Raw genomic sequence first — 23,462 nt, forward strand, 5'->3', positions numbered from 1 at the left:
TCATTGCATGGTGGCCAACACCTTGTTGGACAAGTGGTTGCCATGCATTTTTTTATATGTCAACTTTCGTTCAATGGCCTTTATGACCGGTTCGGTAAAGTCCGGCAGGCCTATACTATCAAACTTGCTCAGTCCACCGGGACTCAGCACATTTATTTCTATCAATTTATCTTTTACAATGTCCAGACCTACAAAGAAAAGGCCATCTGCTATTAATCGTGGCGCGGTTATGTTTACGATATGTTGCATTGCATCAGTGAGCTTGCCACTGTTGGCAGTGGCCCCCAGGGCAAAGTTGCTTCTAAATTCTCCTTCGCCGCTCACCCTTCGTATTATGGCCTGTTTTCCATCCTGCTCCAATATTTTGCCATTCATCAGCAGTACACGTACATCGCCATGTTCTACCTCTGGGAGATATTCTTGCGCTATGATGTAGCCTTCTGTGGTGAGTGTGGATAAAATTTGATTGAGGTTTTTTTGGTTTTTGTCGATTAAATAAACGTTCTGGCCACCGGAACCTTCCAAGGGTTTCAGCACCATTTTTTTATCGTTTTCTTCCCAAAAGTTGAGGATATCCTCTTTTTTTCGTGTAATGATCGAGGCGGGCTTTATGCTCTTGGGCAGCTCCTCAAAATAGAGTTTATCAATAAAGGCATTGGATAGGGCATAGGCATCGTTTAGCACCAAGACCCCCAGTTGTTGTACCATACGGCCAAAGGCAATACCGGAATGTTCCGCCCATTCCCTTCCGGCTCTTTCTTCGGTAGGATTGTTCCTAATGAACAATACGTCCAAAGCAGTGGCATCTATCCGTTTCTTATGGGCCTTTTCGCTTTTTAAGGCATCAAGATATTGTTCAGGGGACTTGAATTTCTTTCCTCTCTTTATTTCTGTAGTGTCAATGGTTATCTTGCCCTTATAGTCAAGGTTAAAATCCCCTACACTGGCCGCGCAGACCGTATGGTCCATGTCGTGGGCCTTGGCCATTAAGGCCGATGAGGTGCCATTTTTTTCCGTGGCAATCTTATTTAGAACGAAACATATCTTCATTGTTTTGCAATTAAGGTTCTTGTATGGGTATTGTCGAATACCATTTTATGTAGGGGCAGGCCCTGTTTGATTTTTTCAATCTTGGACTCAAAAATGGGGTCCAACAGGTATCGGGGTTTTAATACCGGTGATTTTAATATGTTCCTATCTGTCAGTTTTTGAATGGTTTCGATATGATGGAACCCAAATTTTCCCGAAAGCAACAATTCCATTTTGCCCCCATTCCTTAAATAATCCACCAATCTCAATAGCCCTTTTAGGTAAATGACGTCCTTTAACAATCCACCACCTTGCATGATTCTGGAGGTGATGTTAAAGCTTCGTTCCTTACTAAAACCGTATGCTTTTGTTAACTGATCAAAAATTGTCTTGAAACCATGTCCTTGAAGTCTGTACCAACCTGCCAGCACCCTCCCCGCCAACGTTCTAAGGCGATTGGTGCTCAGTCCGCCCGCCAAGTATTCGAAAAAGACCGCTAGGCCCTCCTGCATGGTATCGTAATCCGCTAAACCAACGCTCAACTGGCTCAAGGGTTGTTGTTTTCCGTTAAAATAGGTCAGTGCGTGTACGCCTACCTCGTGTTGTATCAGTGCGTCCGCTTCTTCTTTTCTTATTTCAAAATCAGAGGGAATGTAGAGGTCGCCTTGGGACACCATCATTATGTTGAGGTCTTCCCTTATATGTATCTCGCATTTAAAGGAACTGTTCTGCTTTCTTAGAAAATCGATTTCGTTTTGGGCGAGTTCTGCAAATTCCTTGGTACTTAAACAATCATTGCCATTGATCTCCGTTGATTTTTCGGGCAGTTGTTCCAATAAGTTTTCAGCCTCTTTTTTTAATGCGCTCCCAATGCTTCTGTACAGGCGAATACTGTTGTAGAAGAAATTGGGGGAGCCCCGCTCGTTGAGCATGGTAATCTGATGATCGAGCTCTTCCCTTTTTTGGCGGAAGATGTGCGACAGGGTGGGGTCTTCTATCTTTTCGATTTTTAGATCGTACAGATTTCGCTTCAACAAATCGGGATCTATGGGCAACAAGCGGTAATGGTAATCAAGTAAGTTTTTGAATCCACTTTCAAAAAAGGTGTTTTTAATGTCATGGATATTGGATGGCGATACCAACCATAAGAACTGATATGAATTTTCTATATCCGAGAGCTTTCGATCTATATCAAATACCTTTTCCTTGGGGTGGCTTTGCCCAAGTGCATTGTAACTGGAAATGCCGCAAATGGTCTGAATACGAATGAAATCGTAAATGGCCCTTTGCATGGCCTCGGTCAAAAAATCATGGAATTCCCTAAAAAAAACAGGGAACAGGTCGTTGTTGGAATCGCGGTAGATGGGCGGAACCTCGAGCCCAATGAGCAGTGCCCCGCACTGTTTGGTCCTATTTATGCTCAACAGCGGTCTACGCCCTTTGGGATGCCTGTCCTCGGTATCCTCCATTCTTGTGTCAACTTGTACATTGGGAGCTATCTGGTTGATTTTTTGGAGTCCATTTTCCAAAACTTTGAGCGTTTTGGGCAGCAAACTTGCAGGCCCCTTTATGGTGAAGCAATTGTTGTTCTGGGTGGCGGAGAACAATTCAAAAAGCAAATACGAATTGTATTCGGCGGAAAAGTGGTCCGCCAAGGCAAAAACCAGGTTTTGGTATCCCTTGAAGTTTTTTCGTCCGATCACCAAATAGCAGGCCTCGCTCAAAACGATCTCTTTTGTTCCGGCATCTTTGTTCTTTTTTCGGTAAATGACCAAATAGGGCAGACCACTTTCTATATGCAACATTCCACCTCCGGGAAGTTTTAAATTGAGTTCCTCGGTTTTTTGCAGATTGTCCAGAATCTTATCTATGGATTCCTTTGAAAGGTCTTTTATTTTTTTCATGGTTCATTTTTCTTCGTCAAATCATCATCCCATTTGAAAGTAATGGTAACCATCTAGATGTGTTGACGTTATTGGTTTAAGTTTTTGCTTGAAACATTTAATGGGACACTTTAATTAATTGAATTCTTCTTTTGAATGATCTGGATTCTTTTTCCAAAGTGAGGACCATCCGCCGCCATACCTATTTTTGAATGTTATGTTTATGGATGAGAGTACAAGCACCGCTATGCCAACAACAATATCGCTGGCAATCGCAAAGGGCAGTTCGTACCCGAGCACGAATGGGGATAGGAGCAACCAAAGGCCGAAGGGATAGTTCCATTTTCGGACATTGTCGGTAGCCTCCCAAAGGGAGATGGTGGAAAATGTTATGATGATGGGGCCAACAATATGGCCGTTGTCCGAAGCTGCCGTTGTATACCCCAAGATGGATGGGGCCACAATAAGCCATAGCCCCAAGATTATATTTATGAATTTTGCCCACATACCATTAATTATTTGATATACACATTACTTTACTTTTTCTACTTCGGTCCTTATCCCCCAAAATACTTTCCATGTAGAGGCACCTGATTTTTTTGCCCGTTGTATGTATTGGAGGCTGGCCAACATTTCGTCCATAGCAGGACCGATCATGGCAATGGAGATTATAGCGGATGCCAGGCAAAGGGAGCACCAAGCTGAAAATAGAACAGGTTGGAAAACCACCAGCATAACACTTACAAATCCCAGAGGTCCAACGGCCAACCCGAATACGATTACGATCCAAGGCATTTTGCGCCAACGGGCCGTTCCCCCGATTACGCCGGCAACAGCATCTACCAAGTAACCAAAGGCACCGAGGGCCGCATCGGGTATGGGCAACACATGCGATATTTTTGAATTTAGTATGGTAACACTGCCATCCCCGAAAAATGGCTCCCAAACGGTATCTATATAGTCCAATTGGTATAGTGAGAGGTAGGTGGCAATGCCAAAACCAATAAGGGCCAGCACAACGATAGGAATGCGCTGGGACCATGTCGCGGGATTGTAATCCCAGCCAGGCGGTATGTGTTCGGTGGTCTTTTGCATATTCCTAGTCTAGATTGTTTTTCTGGTACCACACCTCGGGATCGGCCTTGAGGTTTTTTATGATAGTGGGCAGGGTATCCATGACCCTATGTCGGGGCTCCCAGTCCAATAGTTGCTTGGCCCGGGAAATATCGAGTTCGTAATGGGCCCCTGCACGGTCTATCATCCAAGGTTTAATAAAAGGATCGCTCACCAGGTCGCGCGCCCACGCACCTGCCTTGGCCAATGGGGCCGGCATTTCGAAGGTCTCCCAATCCTTGCCATGAATAAGGTTGCCTATGGCATCCTGCAATTCCTGATATGTTGGCGTAGATGGTTCTCCAATGTTAATGGCCATTGCATTGGGTATGCTTTTACGTTTATCAACGGTTTTCTCTATGGCGTCGACCACATCTTGCAAATGGACAAAAACATCGCCATGATCAACATCTCCCGAATAAAAGTGGCTTAATAGGTCCTTTTCGTAGATACGCTTTATTTGCTGGGTGATTGGAATGGAATGGCCGTGATCGGAGTAGATTCCGGCTATTCGCAAGAAAACGGCAGGAATATCGGTATTGCTCTTTTTGATGAGGTCCTCTGTCAACACTTTGGATTCGGGATAGCCCCAATTGGCTTCGGCCGGACAGTCTTCGTTGATCTTGATGCCAGGTTCTGTAGGTTTATATATAAGGTTGGAACTGGAAAACAAAAACTGGTCCACTTCAAAATCCTGCAACTGTTCCAAAAACTTTTCGGTGCCCTTTACATTTACCTCATGATATTTTGGGCTGTCCTTTTTGCCAAAATCATAATAGGCGGCCAAGTGGACCACAGAGGCAATCTTTTTACCATAGGCATATTGGACGCGCTTTAGGGCTGATTGAATGGTTTTTTCATCCGTCACGTCAAAATTTATGCTTTCGGCTTGGTGTGGCGGATAGGCCGGGTGTTTGCGGTCTAAACCGACAACTTTGTATTTATCCGATAATCTCTCTATCAACAATGATCCAATAAGGCCATTGCTTCCGGTTATGATGATTACCTCTTTTTCAGCTCCAAAATCGGGATGTTTATTGTTTTCGTCCATAAACTTCAATTTTTTTATGTTGTTTTTCGTGTCCTTTTATAATCTTCCTTGAAAATCAGAATGCATTATGAAATAAAGGTTTCAATGGCGGAAGTGTTGACACTATCACTGAAAAAATTAGTGTTATCGGTATGATTTACAGGTGAGTAGTTTCTAAACCAAGTCGAAAATGATTTGTTCCCTTTATTGTCGTTGTTCGCAAAAGAAATCTTTGGACCATTGAAATATTCTGGTCTTGGGATACCGGATTTTAGGGGTTTTGCATTTTTTTAACACTTTAGACCAAACCCCTTTTCATATACCTCGTAAGTAAGGTTGTATTAACCATTTAAAATGAATCGCCTTATGAGAAAAAGTATAGTCAAAGTAAAACCGGTAAAGAAGGCAACAAACCGCCGGCAGTTTTTAAAATTGGGAGGCATGGGAGTTGTTGGTGCTGGCCTTTTGGTAGCTTGTAGCAATGATGATAACGGAATGGGAATGATGCCCGGTCCCGAACCAAACCCGAACCCCGATATATTTGATCTTGGTCAAGGAGATTTGGGTGTCCTTAATTATGCATATGCCCTAGAACAGTTGGAAGCTGACTTCTACACCAAGGTGGTAAATTCCTTTTACGGCAACATTTCCGATGAGGAGATGCAAGTGTTGACCGACCTTTATTATCATGAGGTTAACCATAGGGACTTTTTTAAGACTGCGATCACCGCAGCTGTTGACGGAAATACGGATTTAGTGCTCCCAACACTCGAATTTGATTATGGAGACCTAGATTTTGGCAACAGGGAACAGGTGCTAACCACTGCGAGCGTATTGGAAGATACCGGCGTGGCCGCATACAATGGTGCAGGTAGGTTGATAAGTGATCCGGGATATCTGCTCTTGGCAGGTAAGATAGTTTCCGTGGAAGCAAGGCATGCATCCGCCGTTAGAACATTGCTAAATCCTGGTTCAGCGGATTTTGCAGGAGACGATTATGTAACAACGGACACTGGTCTGGCCGCTGCTCTAAATCCATCGGAGATTCTTTCCGCGGTTGGTGATACAGGGTTCATAACAACCCCTTTCACAGCAAACAATTTACCTTAAACTTAAAAAAAGATAAACGATATGGATATTATAAAATTTTTGGACGGATTTACGAATGAATCCCTATTGGAGGGTAAACCAACACGCCGTGATATGTTCGGCACCTTGGGTTCTCTTGGTAAAAAAGCAATGCTGAGTGCAATTCCTTTTGGATTGGCCACAATGCCAAATAAAACTTTTGCCCAAGATTCCGGGAGCGACCCGGTAAGTGCATTACAGTTGGCCTTGACTTTGGAATATTTGGAAGATGAGTTCTATGATCTGGCACTTCAATCTGGAGTATTGCCAAGTGGTAGACCGGAAACGGTTTACATGCAGATTTCAAAGCACGAACAGGCGCATGTTGATTTTCTTATTGCAGGATTGGAAGGAGCCGGAGTTACTCCGGTAGAAAAACCTACTTTCGATTTTACCGCTGGAGGTGCTTTTGACCCATTCAACGATAATGGCGTGGGCCAGGAAACCGCCTATGCCCAGTTGTTGGCACTCGCGCAAGCATTTGAAGATACCGGTGTAAGAGCTTACAAAGGGCAGGCCGGAAACTTATTGGGATCAGACTTTTTAACGCCCGCTTTGCAAATACATGCGGTTGAAGCCATGCACGCCTCCGAGGTGAGAAGGCTAAGAGGTCTTAAAGGATGGATCACAAATAATGAGCGTGGAGCCGGAATGCCCGAAGCTACACAAGCGGTGTACAACGGCGAAGAAAACGTAACACAGGGTGGAGTGGATGTAACCTCACTGGGAAGTGGCGATGCATTTAGTATGGAAGCTTCCACGGAGGCCTATGACGAAGCATTGTCAGGAGATGATGCAGTTGCCATTGCCAGTCTGTTTATTGTTTCTGAATAGCTAATTTTCATTGATAGCGTTAGCCCCTGTTGCCATAGGTGATAGGGGCTTTTTTAATGGAAACAGCAAAGTGCAAAAACCAAAAAAGCTCCGAGAAATCGGAGCTTTTTGCGGTCTGGACGGGACTCGAACTTTTTGCCAAAATAGCCTATTTTTCAGGGCCTCCCAGAGGGTCATTTTTTGGAGGCACCGAATTGCTCACCTTTTAACAAAATTTAACTTTTTTAACATAAAAAATGATGGATTTTAATGCATTAAAAGAGTCTAGTTTCAATATTTCCAAATTAGTGATTTAAATGTTCGAAAAACGTATTTATGAAAGATGTTTTTGAATTGGATTTTTTATGCCTTATTTGAGCCTATAATTTTTCACTTGCTAATTAAATTTTAGTTCTCCAATTTTGAATTTAGAATTGCCAATTTCTTCAGTTTTTCGAAATAGTTGTCCCATAATTTGGAATCATTGGGGTTATTGGAAGGATTTGTTGCATCGTTGTATAGGAACACCTTATGTATTTCATTATTGTCATCCATTTGGGCCGAGCTTGGATCATCCGCCAAATCCATCAAAAACTTATCGGACAATTTTCCATAATCAGTATACATAAAGTCAGAATCAGGGACATTTTTGAATGAATCATATTCACCCAAAGGTTTATATTCCCTATTGAACGCAGTCCATTGACCGTTTTCATTGCGCTTAATTCCATAGGGTAAATTGATTTTAAAAAAATTACTTAGTGCCATATCTTATAAGTGAATTTTTATAAATGTAAAAAAATACCCTCAAATAATGTTGCTAAATACGTTCAATCCTATTATGTAAATTAAACCTGGGTTTTTCTGAACCCAAAATCATTTGAAGTGGATTTAGTAGGAAGTGAAGAGGATTTCATGTTAAAGTACTACACTTGTAAAAACTTGTTTTTGCATTTTGTTTTTAATCAGCTTTTATTGGAATCGTTTATTTGAACTTTACCAGCTGGGATAAATGCATTATCTCGAATGATATTGCATTTAGGTGATGTTATACGTTTGTTTTAATTACTTGTTCGCATTCTCAAGGTAATGACACCTATATTATAAGCATAAATTGATGCAGGAAGAAAGGTGAATTTTAAATTATCCACAACCTTCTGACCCAATTGATCAATTGAAGTTATTACTGCGGAATCAAATTTATTTTCCCTACAAAAACTCATCAGACTTTTTAGTTCTTGAGGCTTATCAAAATATCTATTGCTCCATTTGATTTCTACTCCCCAGACAGGTTTATAATTTCTGTCATCCACTAACACAAGGTCAACCTCTCCTTCTTTTCGACCATCTTTCCACCTAGCATAAGTAAGGTCCAATTTTTCACGGTGCATCCATTGGGAAAGAACAGCCGTTTCGATCATATTCCCCATTTCACTGTCAGTTTCAGTTATTGGAGAAAATAAGGCCGTACGAAGGGATGGATTCGTTAGGTAAACTTTGAAACTCGTTATTCTTTTTAACCTTTTTGCGTTGATACCAACTTTGTTCAGAACTTTAATCAAGAAAGCAGCCTCTAAATATTCTAGATATTTTTTCAAAGTATCCTTTTGAATACCGCTTTCCTTGGACATGGTCTCATAGGAAAATTCATTTCCAGTGTTATAAGCTATATAGGTAAAGAACCTATTTAATTCTTGCACGTCCTTAATTCCATACAAGCTAGGAAGGTCTCTTAATAGCACCTTGTCCACAATGTCATTCTTTACATATCGCCCCATATCACTTTGTATTTTTTCTGATAGGACTACTTCTGGATAACCGCCAAAATTTAGATAGTGAACAAACTCCTTGTTCAATTCCTTTGTATCATGGGCCAAGCAATAGGGTACACCTTTTTCACCGTATTGGATTTCTCCATCATAAATAAGGTGTTCCAGGTTTTTCAAATGAATGTACTCTTGAAATGTTAATGGAGGTAAAAGGAAATCCGTAAATCTACCGGCACCGCTCTCTGTACTATGCCATCTCAAAGCAGCAGCAGCGGATCCTGAAACTATAAACTTTGTTTCAGGGTAAGAGTCAACTAGTACTTTTAAATGTCTTTCCCAATCCTTTAGGTATTGAATTTCGTCAAAAAACACAAAACACCCATCTAGGTTTTTAAGAGTTAGGGACTCCTTACAAAGAGTTAGAATATCTTCTAGGCCCAGATTCACGTAAATTGGGTTATCAATTCCAATAAAGAACAGCTTTTGAGGGTTGACTCCATCTTTTATCAGATCATCAATACAATGAAAGAGCATTACAGTTTTACCCACCCTTCGTGGTCCCATTAGCACTAAAGCTCTCTTGATACTTCTTTCAAGGACAAAAGGATAAAAAAGATTAAAATAGAGTCTTTTGGACATTGAACTAAATGCCTTTGGTATTTCTTTCGTCACCCACCACGGATTTTCATAACGCAGGCGCTCTATGATTTTATCTGTCGGAATAATGTTTGCCATTAATGTTTTAATATCTTAATTGTGCAAATATAATATAAATAAGAAGATTACAATCAACCTATATGTACATTTCATACTAGATTAGAATAAAATTGGTGTAAGAAAAGGTTTAGATTTATCAATGAAGTACAACCGGCTCATATAACCGTGTAGGCTTTCCCGAAACGGTCGAGATTAATGATAGTTTTATGAATTTAGCGATGTCCTAAAAAGAGGTAAGGCTACACCACCATCAAAGTAGATGAAAAAGAATTTTATAACTAGGGCAATTTTCTACTTCAATGTGGTCTTTGAATCTTATCAAGACTCATTGCAGAGCCTTTTCAAATACCTTCCAAAGTGATTGGATTTCATAGGAGCATACTTTCCTTGATCATTAGTATTTATTTTCTGCTCCATCAAGATTCCTGCCTTCTATTTAATGGGGTCCATGAAGCGACGGACTATCCCTTGATGAAAAAAGGCATGTGTATATCATCTTGTTGTTGTCTTTGACACCTCCTTGTTGTCATGATTCCTGCTGACGGTCAACACTGAAAGTGCATTGTTCCCATGGAAAAAATATGCAGGGAACACTTGGTTGACTATTCCTTTTAGAATGTCGTAAATCGATTTACCGGGGTGAAATGTGCATGGGCGCAACTAAGTTCGTGGGAGCTGTTGATGATGGTCGGTACCGGTTCCAAATATCTTTTACAATCTATTCAGGCTGAATTCCAAGGTGGTTTTGTCAATTTCTTAAACGGGTATAGGGCCGAAGCGGGCAAACGACCGATACTGGATGTGAGTCGCTCAACGGAAGTTCCTTGTTCGACGCAGGTGCCCACTACTGAATCGGCAAAGAGACCATAGCTTTTTTACATTAAAGTCAAAAAAATAATCAGGTTTAAAGATTTTTTTATAATTTGTTAACGTTTTTTGGAAATAATATTATTGGTTTTTAACACATGCTATTGTGAAATGCCCTTTCCTGTTTATTGAAAGATTGTTTCAATAAGAGGATTGACTCTTCTTCATAAGGCACATTTTTCGTTTATGATTTAAGCCGGTCGAGAATATCGATGTAAAGGTCTTAGGTTATGAAACAAAGCGTTCCGTGCAAACAGTAAGAATTCGATTGCACCGAAACCTTACCGGAACAGGAGCGCTTAAAAGAAAGGCGAAAAAATGGATCGACATAGCTTTACCAAAGAATCTTATCTATTGGAGCATTTAAAAAGAGGCTCCACGGCTGCCTATGAGCATCTATTTACACTATACCATAAAGAACTCTGTAATTATCTGTCGGCAATTACCGGAAACCCAAAGGTTGCCGAAGATATTGCCCAACAAACCTTTATCAAGATATGGGACAATCGCGAGAAGTTACAGGTCGAGGATAACAAACTTAAGCGATACCTATTTAAAGTGGCCTATAACCTTTTCATCGATGTACAACGAAAGAGAAAAAAGGAATTTAAGCTGCTCGAGAAATTAAAACAGGAGGCTTATCTCGATCTCACCGATGTGGATACCTCCCTTTTCGAAGAAAGGCTCAGGAAAGTTGAAAAGGAAATCGACAACCTCCCCGAACAGTGCAAGAAAGTGTTCATCCTAAGTAAGCGAGAGGGTCTTAAGTACCGAGAAATCTCCGAACAACTTCAAATTTCCATAAAGACCGTGGAAGTACATATGGCCAAAGCCATGAAGCGGCTTAGGGCCCAGCTCACCAGTTTACTCTAATTTTCACCATTCCATTATTGCTTTATCGTGGTTGGATTTCCACAATAAGTGGGTTATATATGTACTTTCTCCATTTAAAATGTTAAAATTTTAGATTTCTATAAGGGTTTTTTGAAAAAGTTACGTCTCTTAATAAAGTGACAAAATACATCAAATGACCAAACTTGATATTAGAAGAATCATCACTAGGTATATCAACCAAGAGGCTTCCCAGGAAGAATTGGCCATTTTATATGAATGGGTAAAGAAAGGAAACAACAAAGAAGTCTTTAAAAAGTTGGTACAAGCCGACTATCTGGTCAATTACGAGGCTAGGCCATGGGATACCGAGGTGGCCTTTGAGCAGTTCCTGCATACCATTAAGAGCAAGGAAAATGGAAAGGTGAAAGGACTTTACAGCCGTCCTTACCTCTGGAAATATGCTGCAATTGCGGTTATTTTCTTGGGGTCCTCATTATACTTTCTTCTAAATCAGCAACTATTTGAAAAGGTTCCTCTGAATGTAGGTCCCGACCAGATTACCTTGGAACTGGACAATGGAGAGGTACTGGTCTTGAAACCATCATCAAACAATACCGTAAAAAGCAAAAATGGAACTACGGAGGTCTCAGTGATTAACGGGGTGTTGACACAAAGGGACAACGGAAAAACCAGTGGGCCTACACGCAAAAACACTTTAAGTGTGCCCATAGGGGAGCGTCTATCGGTAACACTGGACGATGGTTCCGTTGTAATGCTCAATGCGGGCTCGACCATGACATACCCATCAAGTTTTGAAGGTGCTGACCGGAGAGAGGTGCTTGTAACAGGAGAGGCCTATTTTCAGGTGGCCAAGAACCCAAATAAGCCATTTATTGTGCGGACCTCCAAAATGTATACCCAGGTCTATGGTACCATTTTCAACGTTTCGGCTTACCCAGAAGATAACATCAATGAAGTGGTATTGGTTGAAGGTTCAGTTGGGGTAGGCACTGACCTTAGGGAGTCCTTAGAGGGCCCCCAAATGCTAAAACCTTCCCAAAAAGCCTCCAGTATCCCAGGGGAAGGGAACGAATTTCTTATCGAAGATGTTGATGTTTCCCCCTATATCTCATGGACCAAGGGAATCCTTGTTTTTGAGAATGAGCCAATGGGAAAAATCATCAAAAGATTGGAACGACAGTATGGTATCCAGATAGACAACAGATTTGAACAACTTGAGGAGAGACGCTTCACCGGTATGTTCGATGAAGAAAGTATTGATCGTGTCCTTAGAACCATACAGGCGCATACCCACTTTAGTTACGATGTAAAAAATGAAATGATAATAATAAACGAACCTCATAAACAATAGTGCCTATGAAGTAAAAACCAATGACCAAAAAACAATTACTAACTAACTACACTAATTCAATTATGAAAAAAACCATAACAATAGGTGCATCGTTGCCGAAATTGGGCAAAAAAATGCTGTACAGCTTGTTCCTGATCTTTATTTTCGGTCAGGTAAATGCAGCTTCCTGTGCACAGTACGACAAAGTGGACAAAAGCTTCTTCGATACCAAACTGAGTGAAGTTTTTGAGACGGTTACCAAGACTACGGGCTACAAGTTTTTTTATGAGGCCTCGGAGGTGGATCTGGACCGAAAAGTGACCGTTCTTGGTAAAAACCTCTGTGTAGAGGACTTTTTTAAGGAAGTATTTAAGGATACAGACCTTACATTTAAGATTATTGCCCGGCAGATCGTCATAAAAAAAAGCGAACCATCCGTGCCAAATCTTGTTCCACAACGAAAGATAGAAACGGAAAACCCACAAGCCACTTTGAAGGGGCTTGTATTGGATGAGTCTGGAATTCCGCTTGCAGGTGCCAGTATTATCGCAAAGGGAACCACTGTGGGCGTTACCACCGATTTTGACGGTAATTTTGAAATTACCTTGCCTTCAGGAGTAACGGTGATTCAAGTCTCCTATATTGGATATAAGTCCAAAGAGGTCAATGTAGCGGGACTTTCCACGGTCACCGTGAATATGGAACAGGACGCTGCCTCCTTGGAAGAAGTTGTCGTTGTCGGATACGGTACTTTGGCAAAAAAGAAAGTTACCGGGTCAGTGGTTTCTGTTAGCTCCGAGACGATTACTGAGGTCCCTGCCCTCACACCAGAAGCAGCACTGATCGGTCAAGTGACCGGTGTTCAAGTACAAGAGGTATCAGGAGAGCCCGGTGCCGCTCCCAATATCAGGGTAAGGGGCTCAGGTTCCATTTCAGCGGGAAACGACCCACTGTTTGTTGTGGACGGGATTCCTATTTCACGGAACCTTACCTCCTCCAGCCAATTGGGTGGGGTGTCAAACAGGCGATCGGCCTTTCAGCCACCAACGATTAATCCACTGGCTACGCTAAACCCTAACGATATTGAGTCCATTCAGGTCTTGAAGGATGCCAGTGCCGCTGCTATCTATGGCTCTAGGGGTGGCAATGGGGTATTATTGATTACCACCAAAAAAGGTTCTAATGGAGATGAAGGGGTGTTTTCCTTTGATTCATTCTTAAGCCTCCAATCTGTGGCCAATAAGCTTGATCTGATGAACGCACCGGAGTTGATCGACTTTACAAGGGATGCTAGAAACAACGCCTATCTTCAGTCGGTGGACGGAGCGTCCATAGATGACCCCATTGGTCCTGGAGACAGAGGTAACACCAATTACGAAATGCCTGAATCCTTTATCAACTGGGATGGCACGGATACAGATTGGCAAGATTTACTTTTTAAAACAGGTATTGTACAGAGTTATAATTTCTCCTATGCCTCACCGATACGGAACAAGACCAGTTTTTATCTTTCCTCAGGATATTTTTCACAAACAGGAATTATTGATAAGGCAAAGTTTGAGCGTTATACAGTTTTGCTTAATCTCAATTCCCAATTGACGGAAAAATTGAACTTGGATGTGCGTTTGGCCCCAACAGTGACCGAAAATCAAAGGGTACCGGCTTCTGCACCTTATTTTGCAACCCCTCCGGGAATCGTTTATTCCGGTATCGTACACTCGCCAACCGTAAGCCCTTACAATCCAGATGGTACGATCAATCAATTGAACAATCAATCGTATTTGGGCGGTGGTACCACAACGGCTAGTAACCCTTTGGCTATCATAGAGGCTGTGGATGACCAGATATTCCAATTCCAGACTAGGGGAACCCTTGGATTGACCTATGACATCCTGCCGGAATTGAGTTTTAAAACCTTTGGAGGTGTTTATATCAATCTCTTCAACCAAGATTTTTATAGGGCAAGCTCCCTATTGTTCCGAAATTCAGCGGATGGTAACCCTTACGGTCAAGCGTCCTCTTCCACAGAGACCAATTGGCTCTGGGAAAATACATTGAATTTTAAAAAGGAGTACGGCGATCACTACGTGGATGCGGTACTCGGTTATACCGCGCAAAAGGATAACCTGACCTTAAAACAGGTACTTGCCAATAATTACCCGGATGATTTGGTCCCGACCATAAGTGGAGGTCAGGTATTTGGCGGAACCTCTATCCAGGAACAATGGTCTTTATTGTCTGCCCTTTTTAGGGTGAATTACAGTTACAAGGACAAATACTTGTTCACTGGAACGATTCGTTCAGATAAGTCCTCACGATTTGGTAAAAATAATCAGACCGGCTACTTCCCATCCTTTTCTGTAGGTTGGCGATTGAACGAGGAGACATTTTTAAAGGATTCAGAATCCATATCTGAGTTAAAGCTCCGCCTAAGCTGGGGCCAGACCGGAAACTTTGAGATTCCCAACTACGGTGCCGTAGGGCTTCTTGCGCCTCAAAACTATAATCTCGGGGGCAACCAGATCAATGGACTGGTTCAAAGTACGATACCCAATCCTAACTTAACTTGGGAAAAATCCGAGCAAATCAATGCAGGTATCGAATTGGGCTTGTTCAATAACAGGGTCTTCGTTTTGGCGGACTATTATGATACGCGCACAAAGGATTTATTGTTGAATGTGGCCATTTCTTCCGTATCTGGATTTGAGACCAACTTGAGAAATCTGGGAGAAGTAAAAAACTCGGGTTTTGAAATCGCCCTGAGCACCAAGAATTTTGTTGGCGACTTCACTTGGAATACGGATGTCAATTTTGCAACCAATAAAAATGAAGTGCTGTCATTGAATGTAGACAATGAGCCCATATTTTCTTCTGGAAGTGCAGGCGTAAGGCACGTCACCCAGGTAGGGGATCCTATCGGCAGTTATTATGGATATGTGGTAGATGGTATCTATCAGTCGCAAGAGGAAATCGCCAATGCACCGGTCGATACCCAAGCTCCCGATCCAGCACCGGGTGACTTTAGGTTCAAGGATATCAACGGGGATGGACAGATCACCCCGGACGACAGGACCGTTACCGGTAGTTATTTCCCTGATTTTATTTGGGGTATCAACAATCGACTGACTTTCAAAAATATTGATTTTAGCTTTTTGATTCAAGGAACGGAGGGCAATGAAATATTGAACCTGACCTCCCGGCACATGAAGAACGGAGAGGCCAATTTCAATTCCTACGCAGTTTTCAACGAACGATGGAGATCCCCTTCCGACCCGGGGAACGGGTCCATTCCCAGGGCGGATAGATTGTCCGGGAACCATGGGAACAATAACAGGCCCTCTTCTTTTCAAGTTGAGGATGGGTCTTACGTACGTTTGCGTAACGTGACCCTGGGTTATACGCTGCCAACGGATAATTTTTTTGGAAGTAAGATCCAGAGACTTAGGTTCTATGTTACCGCCACCAACCTCTTTACCATAACCGATTATCTTGGCTATAACCCAGAGGTGAGCAGTATTACAACGAACAGTTTGACACCTGGGGAGGACTATGGGGCATTCCCATTGACCAAATCCTTTACCATGGGCGTAAACCTTAAGTTCTAACCTAAAAACCTCAGAAAGATGAAACGAATTTTATATATAATGCTATGTACGGCTTTATTGACCGGGTGTAGTGAAGAATTTACTGATCTTGCCCCAATTTCCAACAGAAATGAGGCAGACTTTTACAATGCCCCGGAAGACTTTGAGGTGGCCATTAATGCCAGCTATGCAGGTCTACAGAGTACGGGTATCTACGGACGGGGTTATTGGACGATGTTCGAGATGCGCAGCGACAATACCGACCAAGGCCCAGATGCCACTGGTTTGGCGAGGCAGTATACTGAAATCAATTCCTTTACGGAGGATGCGCTCAACGAACAGATTACCGCAGCTTGGAGCGAGTCATATCGGGTAATTGCCAACTGCAATGTCATTTTAGATCGTATACCTCCCATCGAATTGGATGCGGAACTCAAAAATAGGATTACAGGGGAAGCCTTGTTCATTCGATCGTTGGTCTATTATCACATGGCCATCGGTTTTGGAAATATTCCGCTGCAACTGACCCCTTTTGTTAGCGGTGATGAATTGGTGCAGGTCGATGAGACCACCATATTGCAACAATTGGTAACAGATTTGACCGAGGCCGAGGCGAACCTTCCCGTTTCCTACTCAGGGAACCAGGTGGGAAAAGCGACCAAAGGCGCTGCCGCGACCTTACTGGCCAAAGTACTGCTGACCTTGGGCAACAATTCGGAAGCGGAAACCGTCTTAAGACGCATTATTGGGAACTATGGCTACGAACTGTTGCCCAATTATGCCGATTTATGGGGCGTTGCCAATGAAAATAATGCCGAGTCGATATTTGAAGTGCAATATATCAGTGGTGGAATTGGCCAAGGAAGCGTTTTCACCAATGATTTTTCACCAAGTACCGATTTGCAGACCGGAGCTGGGTTTGGACGTAACCGTCCTACCATTTCCATGCAAGAGGCCTATGAGGACGGGGACTTGAGATATGAGGTATCCATGGGTGCCACCTATATCAACGCGGAAGGAGAGGTGGTCGAAGCCAGGCATGTCCGAAAATACCAATCCGATTTGGCCATTGAAAACGACTCCGATATCAATTTTGTGGTCTTTCGATATGCTGATGTGCTCCTCATGCTGGCAGAAGCCTTGGGGGAAAGCTCGGAGAGTTACGACCTAATCAACGAGGTAAGGAACAGAGCAGGGCTTCCGGATATCGATGCTTCGACACCAGGGACTTTTCAAGACAAGTTGCTACAGGAAAGAAGGGTAGAGCTCGCTTTTGAAAATCACCGATGGCCCGACCTCAAACGCTTTGGTGCCGTAAATAAGGTCCTAGAGGCAGAGGACTTCATAACGGATACCCGTGAGTACTTCTTTATCCCGCAAAGGGAAATTGACATCAATCCAAACTTTGTACAGAACTAAATAAGCAAAGACATTAAAAACAAGTGCATGTTTTCATTCATTAGGTTAGTTTGATTGATCCCAAACCGTGAATTTCCTACTTATTGCTTTAGGTGAATCACCGAATTGATCGTTTTAAAACATGTCACCGTGATAGTTGTCCCTTGTGGGACGACCAGACCTTGAACTGAAAAATTTTAATGAACCATTTATCCAAAACAACATGAAAAAAATAGTACTGGCCATTTGTCTATGCTTTGCATTTTCAACCATTCAGGCCCAACAAAAAAAAGTATTGAACATTTTAGCCATTGGAGCACATCCGGATGATTGCGACTCCAAATTTGGGGGCACGGCGGCCTTGTTTGCAAAAATGGGCCATAATGTGAAGTTTTTGTCCTTGACCAATGGTGATGCAGGTCATTATGCGATGGGCGGCGGTGTCTTGGCCAAAAAACGAAGGCAAGAGGCCAAGGACGCTGCAAAAGCATTGGGGATATCCGAGTATGAGGTATTGGACAATCACGATGGTGAATTGTTCCCGACCCTTAATGTGAGATTGGAGGTAATTCGCAGGATTAGGGACTGGGATGCCGATATTGTTTTAGGACTACGGCCAAACGATTACCACCCAGATCATAGAAATGCCGGTTCGGTAGTACAGGATGCAGCGTACATGAACATTGTACCCAATGTCGCACCCGATACCCCTCCCCTCAAAAAGAACCCAGTGTTTTTGTATATGAGCGATCACTTTAAAAAGCCCTATCCCTTCCAAAAAGATATTGCGGTCATTGTTGATGATGTCATCGATACCAAAGTCAAAGGATTGGCTGCCCACGATTCACAAATGTTCGAATGGCTGCCATGGACAAGGGGAGTAGACGTCTCTACCATACCCACAGAGGAAAAGGCAAGATTGGCTTGGTTAAAGGAGGCTTGGATGAACAGGGCACCTGATGCCAGTACTTTGGAGGCCTTAAAAAAATGGTACCCAGGTGTCGATGTTTCCCAAGTGAAACAAGTGGAGTTCTTTGAAATCTGCGAGTATGGAAAACAGCCGTCGGATGAAGAAATAAAAATGTTGTTTCCCATGTTGGGAACCAAATAATGGTAAAGAACACCCCAGGTAGCATCCAAAAATAAATAACCAACCCACCACCCATGGATATTAGCAAGCCCAAGACCAAAAGATACGTCCATATTATCGCATTGGTGATGATCGTTTTCTTTGTGATCTCATTTATCACCAATATTCTCAACTCCATCATAGTGGATGTCAAGGATAGTTTTGATCTAAGCCTGACCTTAACAGGCCTATTACCGTTCACTTTCTTTATAGCCTATGGCATCATGTCCATACCGGCGGGCTTTTTATCCGAAAGATATGGTGAGCGATCATTGCTTTCCATTTCATTTTTGGTCATGGGCCTTGCTTCCCTGGGGTTTGCCATTTTTCCCCAATATGCGGTCTTTAGCGTTACGTTATTTGTGTTGGGCTGTTGTATGGCTGTTTTACAGGTCATCATCAATCCAATGCTACGGGTCGCCGGTGGCGAGGAGCACTTTGCGTTCAACTCGGTGTTGGCGCAATTGGTCTTCGGTGCCGCTTCCTTCCTTAGTCCCTATTTGTACAAGTATCTGGTAAGCAAGGACAATACCGATGATACCATAGCCGAAATGCTACGGGGATGGGTGCCAAAAGAGTTGCCTTGGGTTTCCTTGTACATCGTATTTGCGGCCATTTCATTCCTATTGTTTGTTTATGTCTTTTTGACCAAGTATCCCAGATTTGAAAAGACCGAGGAAGAAAGGGCAGGGGATAAGGGCTCTTATTGGGACCTGTTGAAGAACAAATGGACGCTATTGTATTTTCTGGGCATCTTTTGCTATGTGGGAACGGAACAAGGGGTCGGAAACTGGATTTCCCAATTCCTGAACCAATACCATGGCCTTGACCCACAGACCATAGGAGCCGATACCGTTTCCTATTTCTGGGCCATGTTGACCGTAGGTTGTTTACTGGGCCTTTTGCTTCTCAGGTTTATGGATAGCAGAAAACTGCTCATTCTTACAACGGCCATTACCATGCTGTGTTTGATTTTGGCCCTTACCGGAACGGCACAACTGGCGTTGATCGGTTTTCCTGCAGTGGGATTTTTTATATCCGTTATGTATTCCATCATATTTTCTCTGGCACTTAACTCGGTCAAGGAACATCATGGTTCTTTATCCGGTATACTTTGTACGGGCATTGCAGGCGGTGCCGTAATCCCATTTATAGTAGGGGGTTTGGGCGAATTGATGTCTTTGAAATCAGGAATGTTCTTTTTACTGGTTCCCTTGGCCTTTATCCTGACCATAGGATTTTGGGCCAAACCTTTGGTGAACAATAAGACGATACGTTTAAAAAAGGATTAGTGGAAAAGGAAAACAGGACTGTTGTCGGGGTCGATATAGGAGGTACCAAAATTAAATCGGGAAGGGTTATGGGCACGAAAGTGGAACAGACCGGATATTCCATGGTGGTGAAAACGGATCCACTGGAAAACTCCCTATCCAAATTATACGATACCATTGAAGAAGTAATGACGGAGTCCGTGACCGCCATCGGTGTTGGGGTGCCAGCAGTGGTAGACAAAGATTCCGGAGTTGTTTTTGATGTGCAGAACATTCCGTCCTGGAAAATGGTGCCCTTAAAACAACTCTTGGAGGATCGGTTCAACGTACCCGCTTTTTTGAACAACGACGCCAACTGTTTCGCTTTAGGGGAAAAGCATTTCGGAAAAGCAAGGAATTATGCAAACTGTGTTGCCCTTTCCTTGGGAACAGGGCTTGGTATGGGAATCATAATAGAGAATAAATTATATAGCGGAGTTTTATGCGGTGCCGGAGAAGTTGGAATGCTATCCTACAAAGATGGTATTCTGGAAGAATATACGGGCAGTTTCTTTTTTGAAAAGGTCTATGGTACATCAGCAAAAACGCTTTACGGGAGAGCATTGAAAAATGATGCGCAAGCTCTTGCTGCCTTTGTGGAATATGGTGTGCATTTAGGGGAGGCGATAAAGAACATACTGTATTTGTTTGCCCCCGAAGCCATCATTTTAGGAGGCTCCATTAGTAGGGCACATCCATTTTTTACATCTGCAATGGATGAGGCACTCAAAACATTCGCATACCAAAAGCAATTAGAAAATTTTAAAATAGAAATCTCGGATTTGGTGGACACTCCCATCTTGGGGGCTGCCGCACTTTGTCTTTAAAAATTAACCTTACTGAACATGAGAATATTACTATCAGTAATTCTGGTAAGCTTGTTACTTCAATCCTGTACCCAACCAAAGGCGACAGGAAACCAGCTAGCCATTACCGTTGAAAACAACATAAAAGGGGCGCCCATTACCTTAGGGATACCTTTTCCGAAAGGAGCATTAAATTCAGTGGACCATATTCGTTTACTGACATCCGATGGTATGGAAATCCCTTGCCAGACCACAGAGGTAAGTACCTGGGACCCTATCGATGATAGCATTAAATGGGTATGGGTATTTTTTTTCTCCGAAGAAACAACGGATTATGTATTGGAGTATGGCAAAGGAGTGGTCCCAATGGGGCCTAAGGAAAAAATCATATCGGCCAACAATATGCGGCCAGGTGGTGGGATCGAAGTAAATACCGGGGAGATATCCTTCACTATCGATAAAAAGGGTGACGGGTTTTTGGACAAGGTATTTTTGGATTCCAACAACGATGGTAAGTATTCGGAAAAAGAGTTGATCGCATCTTCCCCTGGAAGTCATAGGGGATCCTTCTTCGATTTGCTCGATGATGCCGGAGTTGATACATCCAAAGCATTTATCCATGAAGTATTCCGGGAGAAAGGATCAGGCCCCATGCATTCCATTTTTAGAATAGAGGGGACATATACCTATAGTAGGGAAGATAACAACATTTCCCCTTTTACCATTTGGTTGCATACCTACGCAGGAAAAAGCTACATCAAGGTATTGCATACCATGACCTATACGGGGATTCCCGATAAACACAAAATTCAGGAAGGGGAGCACGCCAATATTGCGACCCAAAATAAAAAAATCATTTCGGAGAACACAGCGGACGATCCGGGTTGGATGCAGCCCAACGATCAAATAGCTGGGATTGGCCTCCAACTTAAATACCATCTTGACGATAATTCATTGGTTTCCATGCCATTGCAACAGGGTTCATGGAAGAAGGATAAAGCACCAACCGCCTTGCAAGAAGTTAGTCTTGATGATTCCTCCGTTCAATTACTACAAAAGGGACCGGCTAAAAAAAATCCACCGACCTTGAGGGATGTCTATCTCAACCAATTGGACGAAAACAGTGATGGGAACATCAACAATGACAAGGAATTCCAAGCAACCGTTACCCTTGGAGAAGACGATGTGGCCACGTCACAAAGGGCCAAAGGTTGGTTGAACGTGACCGATGGAAAAAGGGGGATCGGCGTAGGAATCCGAAACTTTATGAAAGAATATCCCAAAGGGATAAAGGTAGACCCGGTCAACCATATACTTTTGGGAAGCATTTGGCCGGAGGAGAACGGACCGATGAGTTTTGAAAGGCACCACACTGCAATGGACGGCGGCATGTTGTCCAATTTTGCCCAAGGGATAACCAAAACGACCGAATTCATTTATTATTTCCACGACAGCAAGAGCGATGTTGCCGAAACTATGGATTATGTTGTGGAAAGTCCTGTTGCGCATGCTGCACCGGAATGGTACACCAATTCCAAAGTGTACGGTAACATGGCACCGGCCTCATCCGAGCATACCGAGTTCGAAAATGCACTTCAATATCGATATCAATGGTGGGCCTACAACCAAAAGAACCAACCCTGGTACGGCATGTTCAACTATGGTGATGGAAAGACCTATTATTATAACGGACATTGGGTACAGTGGACCAACAATGAGCCCACCGTTGATTTTATGCTCTGGACCAATTTTATGCGTACGGGAGATCCACAATATTTTGAGATGGCCCAGGCCATGAGCAGACATACCATGGATGTGGACAATGTGCACTGGCCCAAAAAACGAACGTATTATGGCCAGATCAACGATGCCATAGACTTTTGGAATTTCGAGGACGAGCCGGAATCCACACCCTACCTGGGAATTGGAAGGAGACATGCCGCAGAACATTGGTATTCCTTATTGAGCGCACACGTTTGGATCCAGGGTTGGATTGCGGACTACTATCTAACAGGCGACCATAGGGCTTTGGAAGTAGCTAAAATGACCGGTGATACCTATATCAACCGCATATGGGGAGAGCATGATCTACGGGGTAGAAGATTGTATTTGTCCGTACTCAATATGGTGGAGTTATACGATGCGACCAAATTGCAGAAATATAAGGATGAACTGGACGATAGGGTACGATTGATGCTTGAATTCCAAGAGCGTCAGGGAGGAAACCTGGTGTTGGATAGATATGGTTATTCGCAGCCCTATGTGACACAGGGACTTTATAAGTATCAACAGATCACTGGGGATGAAGAAGTACGAAAAGCCTTGTTGAAGCACGCGAGATGGGTTCGCGATGTGCCACCGTTGAACCACGAGATGGAATCTTATTTAGCAACCATATCTCCATTGTTGTTAGGATTTGAGTTTAGTGGCGAACAGAGCTATCTGGACGAAGCCTTGGCAAGGGCAGAAATGCTCAAGGTAGGTGAGTTGCCAAAATCACCGGATGAATATAAAACATCAGAAGAATATAGCAAGGACCTTTTGGGAATATCCAATCTGCCCATGAGCAAGGGGCGCTTCACGAATTGGCAGACCAATCAAGGACTCCGGGTATTTGGTTGGACACATGGCTACAATATTCCATACCTGCTCTATTGGATGGATGAGGCCAATATCAAGTAAAACGTGTAATCTTCGGAAA

At 43.0% G+C, this 23,462-nt stretch carries 17 protein-coding genes; 10 read left to right on the forward strand and 7 right to left on the reverse strand.

Annotated features, from left to right (window positions below; translation table 11 throughout):
• The 5 genes from GVT53_RS19345 to GVT53_RS19365 form a co-directional block, all read right to left on the reverse strand.
• On the reverse strand, positions 1-1,050 hold the full coding sequence (locus tag GVT53_RS19345; protein WP_166250114.1) for a glutathione synthetase: 1,050 nt from the start codon (positions 1,048-1,050) through the stop codon (positions 1-3).
• On the reverse strand, positions 1,047-2,933 hold the full coding sequence (locus GVT53_RS19350) for a flavohemoglobin expression-modulating QEGLA motif protein (protein ID WP_166250115.1): 1,887 nt from the start codon (positions 2,931-2,933) through the stop codon (positions 1,047-1,049). Before GVT53_RS19350 ends, GVT53_RS19345 begins: the two co-directional genes overlap by 4 nt.
• 114 nt (positions 2,934-3,047) lie before the next feature.
• Positions 3,048-3,419 (reverse strand): SPW repeat domain-containing protein, encoded by a 372-nt coding sequence (locus GVT53_RS19355; RefSeq protein ID WP_166250116.1) that lies wholly within the window; start codon positions 3,417-3,419, stop codon positions 3,048-3,050.
• A gap of 24 nt (positions 3,420-3,443) precedes the next feature.
• Entirely contained in the window at positions 3,444-4,007 is a 564-nt protein-coding gene (locus tag GVT53_RS19360) for a vitamin K epoxide reductase family protein (RefSeq protein ID WP_166250117.1), read from the reverse strand.
• Between the two features lie 4 nt (positions 4,008-4,011).
• Positions 4,012-5,076, reverse strand: coding sequence for an NAD-dependent epimerase/dehydratase family protein (locus GVT53_RS19365; protein WP_166250118.1), 1,065 nt, complete (start codon positions 5,074-5,076; stop codon positions 4,012-4,014).
• 345 nt (positions 5,077-5,421) lie between these two features.
• Between GVT53_RS19365 and GVT53_RS19370 the strand changes: the two genes are divergently transcribed.
• Both GVT53_RS19370 and GVT53_RS19375 read left to right on the forward strand, forming a co-directional pair.
• Positions 5,422-6,165, forward strand: a complete 744-nt coding sequence (locus GVT53_RS19370) for a ferritin-like domain-containing protein (RefSeq protein ID WP_166250119.1) — start codon at positions 5,422-5,424, stop codon at positions 6,163-6,165.
• Between the two features lie 21 nt (positions 6,166-6,186).
• On the forward strand, positions 6,187-7,017 hold the full coding sequence (locus tag GVT53_RS19375) for a ferritin-like domain-containing protein (protein WP_166250120.1): 831 nt from the start codon (positions 6,187-6,189) through the stop codon (positions 7,015-7,017).
• Between the two features lie 387 nt (positions 7,018-7,404).
• Here GVT53_RS19375 and GVT53_RS19380 read toward each other — a convergent pair whose 3' ends face one another.
• Together GVT53_RS19380 and GVT53_RS19385 are read right to left on the reverse strand one after the other, a co-directional pair.
• Positions 7,405-7,764 carry a hypothetical protein gene (locus tag GVT53_RS19380; protein WP_166250121.1) on the reverse strand — a complete coding sequence of 120 codons (360 nt, stop codon included), beginning with the start codon at positions 7,762-7,764 and terminating at the stop codon, positions 7,405-7,407.
• Between the two features lie 293 nt (positions 7,765-8,057).
• Entirely contained in the window at positions 8,058-9,500 is a 1,443-nt protein-coding gene (locus tag GVT53_RS19385) for an ATP-binding protein (protein WP_166250122.1), read from the reverse strand.
• A 1,167-nt stretch (positions 9,501-10,667) separates the two neighbouring features.
• On the opposite strand from GVT53_RS19385, the gene GVT53_RS19390 reads away from it, so the two are divergent.
• The 8 genes from GVT53_RS19390 (at position 10,668) to GVT53_RS19425 (ending at position 23,443) form a co-directional block, all read left to right on the forward strand.
• Positions 10,668-11,222, forward strand: coding sequence for an RNA polymerase sigma factor (locus GVT53_RS19390; protein WP_166250123.1), 555 nt, complete (start codon positions 10,668-10,670; stop codon positions 11,220-11,222).
• A 154-nt stretch (positions 11,223-11,376) separates the two neighbouring features.
• Positions 11,377-12,555 (forward strand): FecR family protein, encoded by a 1,179-nt coding sequence (locus tag GVT53_RS19395; protein WP_166250124.1) that lies wholly within the window; start codon positions 11,377-11,379, stop codon positions 12,553-12,555.
• Positions 12,556-12,617: 62 nt separating this feature from the next.
• Positions 12,618-16,139 (forward strand): TonB-dependent receptor, encoded by a 3,522-nt coding sequence (locus tag GVT53_RS19400; protein ID WP_166250125.1) that lies wholly within the window; start codon positions 12,618-12,620, stop codon positions 16,137-16,139.
• 18 nt (positions 16,140-16,157) lie between these two features.
• Positions 16,158-17,537 carry a RagB/SusD family nutrient uptake outer membrane protein gene (locus GVT53_RS19405; RefSeq protein WP_166250126.1) on the forward strand — a complete coding sequence of 460 codons (1,380 nt, stop codon included), beginning with the start codon at positions 16,158-16,160 and terminating at the stop codon, positions 17,535-17,537.
• Positions 17,538-17,739: 202 nt separating this feature from the next.
• On the forward strand, positions 17,740-18,627 hold the full coding sequence (locus GVT53_RS19410; protein ID WP_166250127.1) for a PIG-L deacetylase family protein: 888 nt from the start codon (positions 17,740-17,742) through the stop codon (positions 18,625-18,627).
• A gap of 53 nt (positions 18,628-18,680) precedes the next feature.
• A complete protein-coding gene (locus tag GVT53_RS19415; RefSeq protein ID WP_166250128.1) occupies positions 18,681-19,937 on the forward strand; it encodes an MFS transporter in 1,257 nt (418 codons plus the stop codon).
• A complete protein-coding gene (locus tag GVT53_RS19420) occupies positions 19,937-20,782 on the forward strand; it encodes an ROK family protein (protein ID WP_166250129.1) in 846 nt (281 codons plus the stop codon). The genes GVT53_RS19415 and GVT53_RS19420 overlap by 1 nt, the downstream gene beginning before the upstream one ends.
• Positions 20,783-20,800: 18 nt before the next feature.
• On the forward strand, positions 20,801-23,443 hold the full coding sequence (locus tag GVT53_RS19425; protein ID WP_205791796.1) for an exo-rhamnogalacturonan lyase family protein: 2,643 nt from the start codon (positions 20,801-20,803) through the stop codon (positions 23,441-23,443).
• Positions 23,444-23,462: the final 19 nt, after the last annotated feature.

Origin of the sequence: Flagellimonas oceani, from assembly GCF_011068285.1 — a bacterium.
GTDB classification, from domain to species: domain Bacteria; phylum Bacteroidota; class Bacteroidia; order Flavobacteriales; family Flavobacteriaceae; genus Flagellimonas; species Flagellimonas oceani.

Excerpts from the sequence above, each read along its gene's own strand:
- GVT53_RS19345 (WP_166250114.1), bottom strand. The coding sequence starts at position 1,050 with ATGAAGATATGTTTCGTTCTAAATAAGATTGCCACGGAAAAAAATGGC.
- GVT53_RS19350 (WP_166250115.1), bottom strand. The coding sequence starts at position 2,933 with ATGAAAAAAATAAAAGACCTTTCAAAGGAATCCATAGATAAGATTCTG.
- GVT53_RS19355 (WP_166250116.1), bottom strand. The coding sequence starts at position 3,419 with ATGTGGGCAAAATTCATAAATATAATCTTGGGGCTATGGCTTATTGTG.
- GVT53_RS19360 (WP_166250117.1), bottom strand. The coding sequence starts at position 4,007 with ATGCAAAAGACCACCGAACACATACCGCCTGGCTGGGATTACAATCCC.
- GVT53_RS19365 (WP_166250118.1), bottom strand. The coding sequence starts at position 5,076 with ATGGACGAAAACAATAAACATCCCGATTTTGGAGCTGAAAAAGAGGTA.
- GVT53_RS19370 (WP_166250119.1), top strand. The coding sequence starts at position 5,422 with ATGAGAAAAAGTATAGTCAAAGTAAAACCGGTAAAGAAGGCAACAAAC.
- GVT53_RS19375 (WP_166250120.1), top strand. The coding sequence starts at position 6,187 with ATGGATATTATAAAATTTTTGGACGGATTTACGAATGAATCCCTATTG.
- GVT53_RS19380 (WP_166250121.1), bottom strand. The coding sequence starts at position 7,764 with ATGGCACTAAGTAATTTTTTTAAAATCAATTTACCCTATGGAATTAAG.
- GVT53_RS19385 (WP_166250122.1), bottom strand. The coding sequence starts at position 9,500 with ATGGCAAACATTATTCCGACAGATAAAATCATAGAGCGCCTGCGTTAT.
- GVT53_RS19390 (WP_166250123.1), top strand. The coding sequence starts at position 10,668 with ATGGATCGACATAGCTTTACCAAAGAATCTTATCTATTGGAGCATTTA.
- GVT53_RS19395 (WP_166250124.1), top strand. The coding sequence starts at position 11,377 with ATGACCAAACTTGATATTAGAAGAATCATCACTAGGTATATCAACCAA.
- GVT53_RS19400 (WP_166250125.1), top strand. The coding sequence starts at position 12,618 with ATGAAAAAAACCATAACAATAGGTGCATCGTTGCCGAAATTGGGCAAA.
- GVT53_RS19405 (WP_166250126.1), top strand. The coding sequence starts at position 16,158 with ATGAAACGAATTTTATATATAATGCTATGTACGGCTTTATTGACCGGG.
- GVT53_RS19410 (WP_166250127.1), top strand. The coding sequence starts at position 17,740 with ATGAAAAAAATAGTACTGGCCATTTGTCTATGCTTTGCATTTTCAACC.
- GVT53_RS19415 (WP_166250128.1), top strand. The coding sequence starts at position 18,681 with ATGGATATTAGCAAGCCCAAGACCAAAAGATACGTCCATATTATCGCA.
- GVT53_RS19425 (WP_205791796.1), top strand. The coding sequence starts at position 20,801 with ATGAGAATATTACTATCAGTAATTCTGGTAAGCTTGTTACTTCAATCC.